At 45.6% G+C, this 13,526-nt stretch carries 14 protein-coding genes; 3 read left to right on the forward strand and 11 right to left on the reverse strand.

The features are described 5' to 3' along the window. Nucleotides 1-3: 3 nt before the first annotated feature. From paaG to paaA, 7 genes are all read right to left on the reverse strand, one after another. On the reverse strand, nucleotides 4-795 hold the full coding sequence (paaG, locus tag AC3IT7_RS12005) for a 2-(1,2-epoxy-1,2-dihydrophenyl)acetyl-CoA isomerase PaaG (protein ID WP_489248618.1): 792 nt from the start codon (nucleotides 793-795) through the stop codon (nucleotides 4-6). Next, a complete protein-coding gene (locus AC3IT7_RS12010; protein ID WP_489248619.1) occupies nucleotides 795-1,565 on the reverse strand; it encodes an enoyl-CoA hydratase-related protein in 771 nt (256 codons plus the stop codon). Before AC3IT7_RS12010 ends, paaG begins: the two co-directional genes overlap by 1 nt. Nucleotides 1,566-1,603: 38 nt before the next feature. Continuing rightward, nucleotides 1,604-2,662, reverse strand: coding sequence for a 2Fe-2S iron-sulfur cluster-binding protein (locus AC3IT7_RS12015; RefSeq protein WP_489248620.1), 1,059 nt, complete (start codon nucleotides 2,660-2,662; stop codon nucleotides 1,604-1,606). A gap of 75 nt (nucleotides 2,663-2,737) precedes the next feature. Next, nucleotides 2,738-3,238: a 1,2-phenylacetyl-CoA epoxidase subunit PaaD gene (paaD, locus tag AC3IT7_RS12020; RefSeq protein ID WP_489248621.1), complete on the reverse strand. Its 501-nt coding sequence runs from the start codon at nucleotides 3,236-3,238 to the stop codon at nucleotides 2,738-2,740. Between the two features lie 28 nt (nucleotides 3,239-3,266). After that, complete coding sequence (paaC, locus tag AC3IT7_RS12025) at nucleotides 3,267-4,022, reverse strand: 1,2-phenylacetyl-CoA epoxidase subunit PaaC (protein WP_489248622.1); 756 nt, start codon at nucleotides 4,020-4,022, stop codon at nucleotides 3,267-3,269. Between the two features lie 18 nt (nucleotides 4,023-4,040). After that, nucleotides 4,041-4,331: a 1,2-phenylacetyl-CoA epoxidase subunit PaaB gene (paaB, locus tag AC3IT7_RS12030; RefSeq protein WP_004279183.1), complete on the reverse strand. Its 291-nt coding sequence runs from the start codon at nucleotides 4,329-4,331 to the stop codon at nucleotides 4,041-4,043. A 33-nt stretch (nucleotides 4,332-4,364) separates the two neighbouring features. Beyond that, nucleotides 4,365-5,309: a 1,2-phenylacetyl-CoA epoxidase subunit PaaA gene (gene paaA / locus AC3IT7_RS12035; protein ID WP_489248623.1), complete on the reverse strand. Its 945-nt coding sequence runs from the start codon at nucleotides 5,307-5,309 to the stop codon at nucleotides 4,365-4,367. A gap of 262 nt (nucleotides 5,310-5,571) precedes the next feature. Between paaA and paaZ the strand changes: the two genes are divergently transcribed. The 3 genes from paaZ (at nucleotide 5,572) to AC3IT7_RS12050 (ending at nucleotide 10,442) form a co-directional block, all read left to right on the forward strand. Further along, nucleotides 5,572-7,686 carry a phenylacetic acid degradation bifunctional protein PaaZ gene (gene paaZ, locus AC3IT7_RS12040; RefSeq protein ID WP_489248624.1) on the forward strand — a complete coding sequence of 705 codons (2,115 nt, stop codon included), beginning with the start codon at nucleotides 5,572-5,574 and terminating at the stop codon, nucleotides 7,684-7,686. Nucleotides 7,687-7,878: 192 nt separating this feature from the next. Beyond that, nucleotides 7,879-9,321, forward strand: a complete 1,443-nt coding sequence (locus tag AC3IT7_RS12045; protein ID WP_489248625.1) for a spinster family MFS transporter — start codon at nucleotides 7,879-7,881, stop codon at nucleotides 9,319-9,321. 185 nt (nucleotides 9,322-9,506) lie between these two features. Continuing rightward, nucleotides 9,507-10,442 carry a tRNA-dihydrouridine synthase gene (locus AC3IT7_RS12050; protein ID WP_489248626.1) on the forward strand — a complete coding sequence of 312 codons (936 nt, stop codon included), beginning with the start codon at nucleotides 9,507-9,509 and terminating at the stop codon, nucleotides 10,440-10,442. 52 nt (nucleotides 10,443-10,494) lie between these two features. On the opposite strand, the gene AC3IT7_RS12055 is transcribed toward AC3IT7_RS12050, so the two are convergent. The 4 genes from AC3IT7_RS12055 to rpe all read right to left on the reverse strand — a co-directional run bounded on the left by AC3IT7_RS12055 (nucleotide 10,495) and on the right by rpe (nucleotide 13,361). Then, the gene (locus AC3IT7_RS12055) at nucleotides 10,495-11,145 is read right to left on the reverse strand and encodes a nuclease-related domain-containing protein (protein ID WP_489248627.1); all 651 of its coding nucleotides are present in this window, start codon (nucleotides 11,143-11,145) and stop codon (nucleotides 10,495-10,497) included. A 30-nt stretch (nucleotides 11,146-11,175) separates the two neighbouring features. After that, nucleotides 11,176-11,658, reverse strand: coding sequence for a methylated-DNA--[protein]-cysteine S-methyltransferase (locus AC3IT7_RS12060; RefSeq protein ID WP_489248628.1), 483 nt, complete (start codon nucleotides 11,656-11,658; stop codon nucleotides 11,176-11,178). Nucleotides 11,659-11,732: 74 nt separating this feature from the next. After that, the gene (gene sugE, locus AC3IT7_RS12065) at nucleotides 11,733-12,050 is read right to left on the reverse strand and encodes a quaternary ammonium compound efflux SMR transporter SugE (protein ID WP_475654490.1); all 318 of its coding nucleotides are present in this window, start codon (nucleotides 12,048-12,050) and stop codon (nucleotides 11,733-11,735) included. A gap of 624 nt (nucleotides 12,051-12,674) precedes the next feature. Continuing rightward, the gene (rpe, locus tag AC3IT7_RS12070) at nucleotides 12,675-13,361 is read right to left on the reverse strand and encodes a ribulose-phosphate 3-epimerase (protein ID WP_489248629.1); all 687 of its coding nucleotides are present in this window, start codon (nucleotides 13,359-13,361) and stop codon (nucleotides 12,675-12,677) included. Nucleotides 13,362-13,526 lie beyond the last annotated feature (165 nt).

The following is a 13,526-nucleotide window of genomic DNA, read 5'->3' on the forward strand; positions in this document are numbered from 1 at the left end:
GATTTAGCATCCTTTATATTCAGGGGTACGTTTTTGCATAAAGGCTTGTACACCTTCCTTATAATCACTTGAACGTCCAGCCAAACGCTGTAAATCACGCTCCAGAATCAGCTGCTCATCCAGATTATTGTCGGCTGCGGCATGAATGGCTTTTTTGATCAGCGACAGACCATAGGTCGGTTGCTGTGCCAGATGCTCTGCCAGTTTTTTCGCTTCTGCCTGCAATTGCTCATCTTTAACCACCTGCCAGATCATGCCGAGCTGTACTGCGCGCTCAGCCGGCATTTTATCGCCGAGCATGGCAAGGCCCATCGCTTGGGCACGCCCGACCAGACGTGGCAGGAACCAGGTACCGCCTGAATCTGGCACCAGACCCAGACGGCAAAAGGCTTGAATAAAAGAAGCCGATTTTGCTGCAATCACAATGTCACAGGCCAAGGCAATATTGGCACCTGCCCCTGCTGCAACACCATTCACCGCACAAAGCACCGGCTTTGGCATTTCGGTAATCAGCTTGATTAAAGGGTTGTAGTATTTTTCAATTGATAGGCCTAAGTCCGGTGCATCGGCATTCGGATCAACCACACGGTCATTCAGATCCTGACCGGCACAGAAACCACGGCCTTCAGCTGAAATCACCACGGCACGAATCTGGCTGTCTTTGGCCCAGGCCTTGATGACCTTGGAGACTTCCTGATGCATGATTTCATTAAAGCTGTTAAGCTGTTTTGGACGGTTAAAGATCAGGTAGCCCACTGCATTTTTTTCTTCGACAATAATTGTTTGATATTCCATTACACACCTCTAAATTCTGGTTTTCTTTTTTCTAAAAATGCATTGATGCCTTCCTGGCGATCTTGGGTTGCCGCCAGCCAGACAAAATGTTGTCGTTCCAGTTTCAGCCCCTGACTTAAAGTCACTTCATGAATTGACTTTAAAGATTGCTTGATGGCACGAATGGCCAGCGGTGCCTGCTTGGCAATTTTTTCTGCCAGTTCCAGTGCGTATTGCACGGTCAGTTCTGCCGGACAAATCTGGCTGCTAATGCCATGTTGCAATGCAGTCTGTGCCGAAATCATTTCACCGGTCATGGCCCAGCGCATGGTCAGTTGCTGACCGACCAGACGGGCCAGACGCTGGGTTCCACCGGCACCCGGCAGCATACCCAAACCAATTTCAGGCAAGGCAAACTGGGCATTGTCACCTGTCAAGATCATGTCACCATGCAGGGCCAGCTCAAAACCTGCACCCAAGGCATAACCATTCACCGCCATAATCAAAGGTTTGGAAAACTCGTCAATTTTTTTCCAGAGCAGTGGCCGCTGATCCTGCTGGATACTGACCACATCTAACTGTGCCAGCTCATTTAAATCAGCACCGGCAGCAAAGCATTGCGTATTTCCGGTGATGACCACGGCCTTGACCGCAGCATCTGTTTCCAAATCCTGTAAACATGCTGCAATCTCTTGCAAGGTGGCATTGTTTAAGGTATTACGCTTTTCTGGCCGGTTCAGCTCGATCAGGACTACGCCGGTTTTTGGCGAACTGGTTTTAATATAGGTCATCCTTGAACTCCTGCTGTGCTCAGCAATTAATCCTGTACTTATTCATCAAAACTCAGACGTACATTAGCCGTGGTTGGACGTGCCTGACAGCTCAGCACATAACCTTTCTGAATTTCGTCTTCTTCCAGACTGTAATTCACCGCCATTTCGACCTGTCCCTCTAAGACCTTGCATTTACAAGTGGCACAGACACCGCCCTTACAGGCATACGGCAAGTCGGCGCCGGCACGAAGTGCAGCATCCAAAATGCTGTCATCCTGTTTGGAGACTTCCACAATCAGCTCGCGACCATCGAGAATAATGTTGACGCGCTCTTCACTGCGGCTTTGCATCTGCTGGGCAGTTGCTTTCGGTGCAGTGCCGGTATTGAAACGCTCAGTGTGAATCTTGCTGCGCTGAATCCCCCAAGTCGGTAATACCGTTTCGACTGCTGTCATCATTTCTTCAGGGCCGCAGGCAAAACAGTGATCGGTGTCGGCTGAAATCAGATTGGCCTGAAACAGCTGCTGCAATTTGTCTGCGTCGATCCGACCGTTAAAGATCTCGCTGTCATTCAATTCACGGGAAAAAATATTCACCAGTTGCAGACGTTCTTTAAAACGATCTTTCAGATCCATAATCTGTTCAGAAAACATGGTCTGTTTCCAGGAACGGTTGCCATACACCAAAGTAAATGTTGCTTCTGCTTGGCGGTTCAGCACTGACTTTACAATCGATAAGATTGGCGTAATGCCACTACCTGCTGCGAAGCCTAAGTAATTCTGGCCACCGGCCTTGGCTGCTTTTTGGAAGAACACCCCTTGTGGTGGCATCACTTCCAGTACATCACCCGCTTTGAGATGCGTATTAGCCCAGATTGAAAACTGACCCTGATCAATTCTTTTAATCGCAATACTCATATCTTCCTGAGTATCACTACAAATCGAATAGCAACGGCGCAGCTCGCCATCATCACTTAAATGGCGAATGGTCAGGTGTTGACCCGGCTGATATTGAAAAGCATCCAACTGCTCAGGCGCGAGATCAAAGGCAATACAGATGGCCTGCTCGGTTTGTGGCTGAATCGATTTAATGGTTAATGGGATAAATTGGCTCATGGCAAAATCCTTCTTTTAGGTGGCGGTGTTCAGGCTTGTTATTGGTTTACCCTGCCCACCGCACAATCGTTACAATCAAATACATTTGAAATAGTCAAAAGTTTCTAAGCAGTCCCGACATTGATATAAAGCTTTACAGGCGGTCGAACCGAATTCACTTAACAATTTGCTGTTATGACTTAAGCACTGTGGACAGGTGATGCCATCGCTCAATGCCACATGCGTACCACAACTATGCGCTTGACCTTGCGGCGGGGCGATCCCATATTGCTGTAATTTGTGTTTGCCCGATTCACTCATCCAGTCCGTGGTCCAGGCCTCAGACAGATCCACAATGACTTTGACCGGCGTCAAACCGTTCGCCTTGAAAGCCTGGGTAATTTCTGCTTTTAATACATCCGTGGCCGGACAGCCGCTGTAGGTCGGCGTGAGTCGCACCACAATTTCATCCTGCTGATTCAGCTCGACGCCACGAATCATGCCCAGATCAATCACTGACAATACCGGAATCTCTGGATCAGAAACCTGCTGCAAAACGTCCCAACATTGATCTTCTACGTGTCGAATCAGATTCATGCGACTCACTCCCTGTGATTATGCCGAATTACCAGTTCATGTTTGGATATGAGCGCTGCATATATTGCAGTTCAGCCAAAACAAAACCGAGATGTTCTGTATGTAAACCCTGTTTAGCTCCACTCCGATAAGCACCTAGCTCTGGCAGGCTTAATTCAAATCGGGCTAATTCGGCTGTAATTGTTTCCAGCCACTGGACTTTTAAATGTTCAATATCTGGAATGACACCGCTTTCGACCAGCTGTTTCTCAGCTGCAGTCAACACAAACAGCTCTTCGGTAAAACGCCATAACTGGTTTAAACCTTGCTGGATTTTTTCATGTGCTTCTGCGGTACCTAAACTTAGGCGTTCCATCCACGTGGTAGAAAAACGCTGGTGATATTTCACTTCCTTGAGCGATTTCACTGCAAAAGCCGCCAGTTCAGCATGCTGACTTTCAGTTAAAGCACTAAACAATAAAGTGTGATAATGATCCATCAACCACTGACGTACCAAGGTCTGGGCAAAGTCACCATTCGGCTGTTCACACAGCAGCAAATTGCGGTATTCACGCTCGGTGCGGAAATAAGCCAGCTTGTCTTCATCACGGCCCAAGCCTTCCACTTCACCGGCCAACCTGAGTGCGGTACGTGCCTGACCGAGTAAATCCAGTCCGATATTGGCTAAGGCAATATCCAGCTCCAGTTCAGGGGCATGGCCACACCATTCTGCCAAACGATGCGACAACACCAGTTGACTGTCGCCCACATGTAAAAGAAATTCTGCCAATACTTGATTTGTCATGATCTTCACCTTTTCCCTTTACATGTGCTCGATGCCAGCTGGAATGTTATAAAAGGTCGGATGGCGATAGACCTTGTCCAAAGCCGGTTCAAAAAATTCTGCTTTTTCATCTGGCTGGGAAGAGGTAATCAATTCAGATTTCACCACCCAGATACTGATGCCTTCATTGCGGCGGGTATACACATCGCGGGCATTTTGCAGTGCAACCTCTTCATCTGGTGCACGCAGGCTGCCGACATGACGGTGACTCAGACCCTGTTTACTCCGTACAAACACTTCATAAAGTGACCAGTTATTTTTGTTATTCATGAGCAAATTTCCTTATATTGATCAAACTATTTTTTAAGCAACTTTTTGTGCTGCTGAGCGTTGCTGCTGTTTTTGCGCATAGACTGCTGCTGAATCCCATACCCACTTGCCGCCTTCCCAAGCTTTACGGCGTGCTTCGATACGCTCATGGTTACATGGCCCCTTGCCAGCAAGAATCGCAAAAAACTCATCCCAGTTGATTTCACCAAATTCATAATGTCCGGTGGCTTCATTGAATTTCAGGTCCGAATCCGGAACGGTTAAACCCAGCTGCAACACTTGCGATACGGTGTTATCGACAAATTTCTGACGTAGCTCATCATTGCTGAATAATTTAATTTTCCACTGCATACTTTGTGCACTGTTCGGTGAATTATCATCACTTGGACCAAACATCATTAGTGCCGGCCACCAGAAACGGTTCACTGCATCCTGTGCCATCTGCTTTTGTTCTGGCGTCCCATTGGCCAATTCCATCATGGCTTCAAAGCCCTGACGCTGATGGAAACTTTCTTCCTTGCAGACGCGTACCATGGCACGGGCATAAGGACCATAAGATGTACGGCACAGCGCAACCTGATTGACAATCGCTGCACCATCTACCAGCCAGCCAATCGCGGCAACATCGGCCCAGCTCAAAGTGGGATAGTTAAAAATGGATGAATATTTCATGCGACCGGCAATCAGTTTATCCATCATGTCGTCACGATCCGCACCCAGGGTTTCAGCAGCACTGTACAGATACAACGCATGACCGGCTTCGTCCTGGACTTTTGCCATCAGCACAGCTTTACGCTTCAAGGTCGGTGCACGGGTAATCCAGTTGCCTTCTGGCAACATACCCACAACTTCAGAGTGGGCATGCTGACCGATCTGGCGAATCAAGGTTTTACGATAAGCATCCGGCATCCAGTCCTTCGGCTCTATGGAAATATCCTTTTCAATCTTTTGATCGAAGATTTGTTGTTGGTTATTCATTGTTCCCTCACTTATCCCAAGTGTTGATACACCCAAATTAAAACGATACGTAATTAAAATCAATATCTATTTATTGGTATCATTTAATTTTTATCCTTTATTTTTAATAAGTATATGTTTTATATCATTAAATATTTTTTATTTTATTGTTAACCATTTTTAAACACAGATTTATGATTGACATTTTCATTTTTTAAACACAAATTATAAAACATCAAAATTAAAATACTTATCAAAACGTATCGTAAATGGAGTTTTTACCATGTTAGAGTTAGAAAGCAGCTCAAGCACAACGGATTATCAAGATACTCAATCAACAAATAATCCTAATACCATCAAAATCTTGGCTTCCTTGGTGTATGGTCAGGAATACACAGCGCAAGCTGATTTACGTACGGTTTACCATGCTATTAGCGGTGAAGCGGTTTATCAGGTCGGCAGTCAGGGCATCGATACCCAAGCCGTGGTGAAATATGCCAAACAGAAAGGCGCAACTATTGCCACATGGACCTTTCATCAACGTGCCAATGCACTGAAGCAAGTGGCACAGCATTTGATGGAACGCAAAGAAGAGTTTTACCAGCTTGCCAAGGCGACCGGTTGTACCCGTAAAGATGCCTGGATTGATATTGAAGGCGGGATTGGCACCTTATATGCCTATTCGAGTTTGGTGCGCCGCGAACTGAGTGATGAAACCGCCTGGGTCGAAGATGCCTGGATTCCACTGTCCAAGCAAGGCAGTTTCGGCGCTAAACATATTCTGACCCCGAAAGCCGGAGTCGCTGTACATATCAATGCCTTTAACTTCCCGATCTGGGGCATGCTGGAAAAGATCGCTCCTAGCTTACTGGCAGGCGTACCCTGTATTGTCAAACCGGCCACAGAAGGTGCCGAGCTGACCCATGCAGTGGTCAAAGCTATTCATGACAGTGGTTTCTTGCCACAAGGGTCACTACAGCTGATTTGTGGTCAGATCTATGATTTATTTGATCATTTAAATCCTCAAGATACAGTCACCTTTACCGGTTCTGCATCAACCGGGCAAAAACTGCGTTCGCACCCCCACTTAAATGCTTACTCGATTCCATTCACCATGGAAGCAGATTCGGTCAATAGCGCGATTTTAACGGCGCAAGCCGATGACGAAACGGTTGATTTATTCGTCCGTGAAATTTTCCGTGAAATGACCTCTAAAGCCGGACAAAAATGTACTGCAATTCGTCGTGCGTTCATTCCGGCAGAACTATTGCACACCGTACAGAGTCGCCTGATTGAAAAACTGAAAAAAGTCGTTGTGGGTGATCCTGCTCAAGAAGGCGTCAGTATGGGGGCTTTGGCCAGCGTCAAACAGAAATATGATGTCGCGGCGAAAGTTGAACAGCTGAGCCAGGATGCAGAGATCGTATTCGGTAGCCACTTGCGTCAGGACTTTATTCTTCAGGTAGAAAACCCTGAAAAGTCTGCCTGCTATCCACCTACAGTTTTAGTCTGCACAGTACCAGAACAAGCACAGAATATTCATCAAGTAGAAGCATTTGGACCTGTAGTGACTTTAATGCCATATGCTGATCTGGCTCAGCTTGCTGATCTGGTAGCACGTGGTGAAGGTAGTCTGGTGGCATCGATTGTCCGTAATAGCGATGAAAACATTGAACAACTGCTCGGAAAAATTGCGCCATGGCATGGCCGGGTTCATATTCTGGATGCTGAAAGTGCCAAGGAAAGTACTGGACATGGTTCGCCATTACCGTTACTGGTGCATGGCGGACCGGGACGTGCCGGTGGCGGTGAGGAGCTCGGTGGCTTGCGTGCAGTGAAACATTATATGCAACGCACGGCCATTCAAGGCTCCCCGAATGCCCTGACTCAAGTCGGACATAGCTGGATGGCTGGCGCTCAGGTCTTTGAAGATCGCGTACATCCATTCAAAAAATCATTTGATGAATTGCGTATCGGTGAGCGCCTGCTCACTGCACGACGCACGGTGACCGAAGCCGATCTGGTGAATTTTGGCTGTCTGAGCGGTGATCATTTCTATGCACATATGGACAAAATCGCTGCAGCAGAATCACTGTTTGGTGAACGTGTCGCGCATGGCTATTTTGTGGTGTCTGCGGCAGCCGGTTTATTCGTCGAGGCTGCGCCGGGCCCGGTGATTGCTAACTATGGCATGGACAACTTGCGCTTTGTAGAACCGGTAAAAATTGGCGATACCATTCAGGTCGAGCTGACCTGCAAGCAAAAAACACCTAAATTGCTACGCGATCCGGCACAGAAACCGCACGGTGTCGTGGTCTGGGATATTAAAGTCAAAAATCAGCGTAATGAACTGGTCGCTACCTATGACATTTTGACCCTGGTTGAACGTTCAAGTTAATTCTAAAAATCTTAAAAAGGAATCTATATGATTCCTTTTTTTTATTTATAAAAATTATTTGTATCTTTTTTATAGCAATGGATTGACGGCCTCAAATTTAAACTCTAGATTAGAATAATACGATACAAAATAAATATAATTATAAAATTATAAGTATCAAAAAAACCCCAAACAATCAGCACAGGATGTTGCATGATGAATGATAAATCGCTGGACATAGACATGGTTGAAAGGACGATTCAACCGCCAAATCAAAGTTTTGAGCCTGTAACACCGACAGAAACGGCAGTGCCGCTTTCTGGACAGAGTGAACCGCCTCCGGAAAGCAGCACCTATCAATGGTATGTGGTGGTGATTTGTATGGTGGCTTACATTCTGTCATTTGTAGACCGTCAAATTTTATCCTTAATGATTGAGCCGATTAAGGCCGATCTCATGTTAAGTGATACCCAGTTCAGTCTGTTACAGGGCCTGGCCTTCTCCCTGTTTTATGCGATTATGGGCCTCCCGATCGCAGCGCTGGCCGATCAAAAATCACGTATTAAAATCATCGCGACAGGGATTGCATTCTGGAGCCTTGCCACAGCCGCATGCGGTCTCAGCAAAAACTTTATTCAAATGTTTATTGCACGTTTGAGTGTCGGTGCCGGTGAAGCTGCACTTTCCCCTGCATTTTATTCGATTGTTGCCGATTTATTCCCGAAAGATAAATTAGGCCGTGCACTCGGGGTATATGCGATTGGTGCCTTTATTGGTTCTGGCCTGGCTTTCCTGATTGGCGGTTATGTGATTGGTCTGTTGAAAGATGTCAGCTTTGTGGCTTTACCTGTGATTGGTGAAGTAAAAACCTGGCAACTCACCTTTATGATTGTCGGTTTACCGGGTGTATTGCTGGCATTGCTCATGGTGCTGACAGTACGTGAACCTGCACGTAAAGGCATGAAAGTCGGTCAGGATGGTCAGGTCATTAAAGCCTCTTTCAAAAACTCGGTTGGTTTTATCAAGACACATAAAAAGACCTTCTTCTGTCATTTTATTGGCTTTTCTTTCTATACCATGATGTTGTATTCCCTACTGGGCTGGGCACCGGCCTATTACATGCGCAACTTTGGTCTGGATGCCAGTCAAACCGGTTATATCCTCGGAACGATTATCCTGGTCGCCAATACATCAGGTGCCTTGTTCTGTGGCTGGCTGATCGACTTCTTTTCAAAGCGGGGCTATAGCGATGCGGCGATTCGCACCGGCGCCATTGGCTGTGCAGCGCTGATTGTTCCAAGTGTGCTGTTTACTCAGGTCGATAATATGCATATTTCATTTGCGCTAATTTTTGTGGCGATGTTCTTCTCGACCTTCCCGATCCCCGCTTCGGCTGCTGCCACGCAAATGCTGACACCGAATCAGTTACGTGCACAGGTCTCTGCCAAGTTCCTGCTGGTCTCCAATCTGATTGCTTTAGGCATCGGAACGACCGCTGTGGCATTAATCACGGATAAATATTTCCAGAACACCATGATGGTCGGTAATTCCATTTCGATCGTCAATGCCATCGCCGGACTGATTGGTTGCTTCTTGCTATACAAAGGCTGTCAGTATTACCGTGAGAGTATGCAAGTCGAAAAACTGGCTGACTAATTTGACTGACTATACATAAGTCATCTTAAGCTTCGCTGTGAAAGGCCTTTAATAAATATTAAGGGCCTTTTTATATTTAAGCAGAAAGCTGATTTTTTGAGTTCTCCGCTTTCAATTCTCCTTCAACCTAGACAGGCTGGCTAAAAAAACGTATAACACCGTTTTAAATTTACAGGTGTACACCGTTGAAACTTGTGCTTGCTCCCATGGAAGGCTTAACCGATCCGATTATGCGCGATGTACTGACATCCGTAGGTAGCTTTGACTGGTGCGTGACCGAGTTTATCCGGGTTACCGACTCCATCCTGCCGGATCATATTTATCATACTTACTGCCCGGAACTGCTCAATGACGGCAAGACGGCGGCAGGTACACCGGTACATGTGCAGTTTTTAGGAAATAATCCGGAGATGCTGGCAGCGAATGCCGCCAAAGTGGCAGCCATGGGCGCACCGGCAATTGACATGAACTTTGGCTGTCCGGCCAAAACCGTGAACCGTCATCGCGGTGGCTCAGTCCTGCTGGATGAACCCGAAGTCGTGCATGAGCTGGTTAAAGCTGTGCGTGATGCCGTGCCTGCACATATTCCAGTATCCGCCAAGATGCGTCTGGGTTATATGGATCGGAACTTTATGCTGGACAATGCGCATGCCATTGAAGATGCGGGAGCGTCTTGGGTCACTGTTCATGCCCGTACCAAAGCAGATGGCTATACTCCGCCTGCATTCTGGGATCAATTACAGCCGATTCGTGAAGCGTTGAATATTAACGTGATTGCTAATGGTGAAATCTGGAACAATACCGATGCCAAACAGTGCCGGCTGGAGTCTGGTTGTGAAGACCTGATGCTGGGCCGTGGCGCTGTCACCACGCCTGACCTGACTCAATGTATCCGTAAAAATAGTGATGATCCACTCATTAGCTGGAACGAACTGCTCGAATTACAAATCCGCTTTATCAATGGTCCAGCCAAAACCGAAATTGGTATGGTCGGCCGCTACAAGCAATGGCTGGGCATGATGTCGAAACATTATCCTGAAGCCAAAACCTTATGGGATGAAGTGAAACGGATTAAAGTTCTCAGCGAAATTACCGAAAAGCTAAAAGCTTCAAATATTTAACACCCAAAAGCCCTTGAATCATTCAAAGGCTTTTTTATGGGCTTGTAAAAGCTTATGACTGCTTACGCTGCTTTAAATTTTCTATGTGTTCCCGATTGGTTTTCCAGGATTTTTCTAAAACTTCTTTTTCTAGCCGCAGTTGTATCCGTTTTAATTTCGTTTCCGAAATCATCTGCCGATCAAAACTTTTTACATAATCGGTCCAGCCTGCACCCCGAAATACCTGTTTTGGCATCGGCGTTTTAAACACTGCATCCGGCATAAATACAATCACAGAATGCAAAAGATCTGGCGCCACAGTATCCGCCAGTAATTGTTCAAGCACTTTGATGTGTTTATAGTTTTGATGAATCGGATTTTGAAATTTATAACTATTTTTATAAAGTTTTTGCGTCCAGATTTTTTGTCGCTCGTTTCCAAAAATCCAGCCTTTATAGTTTTTGGTTTCAATCACGAAAATGCCATAAGGACTCAATAACAGATGATCAATTTGTGTGGTGGCACCTGCTCCATCTGGAAGCGTCAAATCATTGAGCAGAATGTATTGAGGGTCTTTTAAATACAGTTTGACATGAGCTGCAACCGCAAACTCGCCTAATTTTCCTTTTAAAAATGGCTTAAATAACTTAAAAACCCCAAGTACAACGGCAAGCAACAGCATCCAGCCAAGCACTGGATATAAGGGTGCAAAAAGAGTGACCATATTATTTTTACTATTGGTTAAAATCCGATCTTAATGCGTTCGTTCAATATTTAACAGAATTTCTTTTTTATCCAAACCGCCAGCAAAGCCGATTAGCTTGCCGCTACTGCCAATCACCCTGTGACAAGGTGCAATAATCGAAATCGGATTTTTTCCGTTGGCGGCACCCACAGCGCGCACTGCTTTAACATTACCCACCTGCTCGGCAATCTCGCGATAGCTTCGGGTCTGTCCATACGGAATCTGCAATAAGGCCTGCCAGACTCTCTTCTGAAAATCGGTTCCGGCAAAGTCTAAAGGCAGATTAAACTCACTGCGTAGGCCAGTAAAATATTCCTGTAACTGCTGCTTGGCTTGAATTAATACCGGGTGTTGCGGGTCTTCAACCAGGCTTGCCAATTTTACCCGATTCGGCTTTTCACCCTCCCAGAGTACAGCAACCAATGCAGTTTCATGTGCAACCAGCTGTAGCTGCCCGACTGGAGAATCCATATAAAGATAGCTTAAGTTCATGATGGCATCCTGTCCCGAATCAGCGGAGTTTAGTTGCTATTTTAACCCAGTTTGTCGAGACAGGCTGCAGCAAATTATGACGAGGACAGCTTCATCAGTACCAGGCCGGAAATGATGAGTACCGCAGCCAGCATACGCATCGCCGATGCAGGCTCACCCAGCACTAGAATCCCGACCAGAAATGAGCCTACTGCACCAATGCCGGTCCAGATCACATAAGCTGTGCCCAGCGGCAGGGTACGCATGGCGTAGGCCAGTAAGGCAAAGCTCAGAACCATAAAAAAAATTGTAATGATACTTGGGGTTAATCTGGTGAAACCTTCGGACAGTTTCATCGAATAAGCCCAAACGATTTCAAAAATACCTGCAAGAATAAGGATGATCCAGGCCATGTAGCCCTCCTCTTTGATTTAAGAATCAGGCCGTCCTGACAATTTTTCCTGTAAATTCTGCGATGCAATTCACAAGGGAGGTCGTTCCTCCTCAAGATAAAACTTTATAAACCCAAATGGCAGCAATCTGGCTATTTTTACAAAAGATGACTTTCAGAGATACAACTTAACTTTGTCTTACTCAAATCACCAAGACACTCATTGCTGCTCTGGTTATAGTAGCTATTGAAAATCATAGTTCAAAAATTTTCAATCAACGGGCAATTTAATCCACAACAATGACATAAAAACCAGCCCGGAATATTAAGTTATACACATCAATTAAATTTAAATGCTGTGTGGAGAGATTACATAATGAAACACGATTTTATGAGACATTGATCACTTTTTAATTGGTTTGATTAAGCCTGCTTGATGAATAAACAACCACTAAAATCAAGTGTTACAAATAATAAAAAGAACCCGATTTGAGTTCTTTTTATACAATTTTTGTCTAAAACGCAATCAACCAAACTACAATTGATTACATTTTACCCAACATATCCATATGGTTACCCACATAGATATCTACACACTTATCCATAAAGTTATCCACATATTTATGCGCATTCTACTTTTTAGCGATTAGAGTTGAACCTGACCGACTCTGGCCAATTCAGCCCGCATTTCATCAATTACAGCTTTATAATCCGGCTTGCCAAAAATAGCCGATCCGGCCACAAACATATCGGCACCTGCTTCGGCAATTTCACGAATATTGCTTGGTGTAACGCCACCATCGACTTCCAGCTGAATATCACGTCCTGAAGCATCGATCAGCTTACGCGCCTGACGTAATTTGTCCAAAGTCATCGGAATGAATTTCTGCCCGCCAAAGCCCGGGTTCACGCTCATGAGCAGGATTTGATCTACTTTATCTAGCACATAATCCAGATAATGCAGCGGTGTTGCCGGATTAAACACCAAACCGGCTTTGGCACCACCAGACTTGATCAACTGTAAAGACCGGTCAATATGGTCGGATGCTTCCGGATGGAAAGTAATGATATCCGCGCCTGCTTCAAGAAAATCACCAATCATGCGATCTACCGGCTTGACCATCAAATGCACATCAATCGGTGCCTTGATGCCATAGTTTTTTAAGGCCTTGCACACACCTGCACCAAATGTCAGATTGGGTACATAGTGATTGTCCATTACATCAAAATGAACAACGTCTGCCCCTGCTGCCAAGACGTTCTCGACTTCTTCCCCTAAGCGGGCGAAATCGGCAGATAAAATTGAAGGTGCAATTAAATATGGCTTGGACATGGAAGAACCTGGCTAGCTGAAATTGGATTTTTCTCATTATAACAAATCCAGTCCGGCTACTGTGACCTTGATGTTGCAAGAATAAAACGCTGTGTAACGCTTTCTGGCTTATGCATGTCCTATAATTTGATTTAAAGTTTGATGAATAATGAAAAGGTTAGAGTA

The sequence above is a fragment of the Acinetobacter sp. KH_038 genome, assembly GCF_057839405.1.

Bases quoted from the DNA above. Each gene is read 5' to 3' on its own strand.
- paaG (WP_489248618.1), bottom strand. From the start codon at position 795: ATGGAATATCAAACAATTATTGTCGAAGAAAAAAATGCAGTGGGCTAC.
- AC3IT7_RS12010 (WP_489248619.1), bottom strand. From the start codon at position 1,565: ATGACCTATATTAAAACCAGTTCGCCAAAAACCGGCGTAGTCCTGATC.
- AC3IT7_RS12015 (WP_489248620.1), bottom strand. From the start codon at position 2,662: ATGAGCCAATTTATCCCATTAACCATTAAATCGATTCAGCCACAAACC.
- paaD (WP_489248621.1), bottom strand. From the start codon at position 3,238: ATGAATCTGATTCGACACGTAGAAGATCAATGTTGGGACGTTTTGCAG.
- paaC (WP_489248622.1), bottom strand. From the start codon at position 4,022: ATGACAAATCAAGTATTGGCAGAATTTCTTTTACATGTGGGCGACAGT.
- paaB (WP_004279183.1), bottom strand. From the start codon at position 4,331: ATGAATAACAAAAATAACTGGTCACTTTATGAAGTGTTTGTACGGAGT.
- paaA (WP_489248623.1), bottom strand. From the start codon at position 5,309: ATGAATAACCAACAACAAATCTTCGATCAAAAGATTGAAAAGGATATT.
- paaZ (WP_489248624.1), top strand. From the start codon at position 5,572: ATGTTAGAGTTAGAAAGCAGCTCAAGCACAACGGATTATCAAGATACT.
- AC3IT7_RS12045 (WP_489248625.1), top strand. From the start codon at position 7,879: ATGATGAATGATAAATCGCTGGACATAGACATGGTTGAAAGGACGATT.
- AC3IT7_RS12055 (WP_489248627.1), bottom strand. From the start codon at position 11,145: ATGGTCACTCTTTTTGCACCCTTATATCCAGTGCTTGGCTGGATGCTG.
- AC3IT7_RS12060 (WP_489248628.1), bottom strand. From the start codon at position 11,658: ATGAACTTAAGCTATCTTTATATGGATTCTCCAGTCGGGCAGCTACAG.
- sugE (WP_475654490.1), bottom strand. From the start codon at position 12,050: ATGGCCTGGATCATCCTTATTCTTGCAGGTATTTTTGAAATCGTTTGG.
- rpe (WP_489248629.1), bottom strand. From the start codon at position 13,361: ATGTCCAAGCCATATTTAATTGCACCTTCAATTTTATCTGCCGATTTC.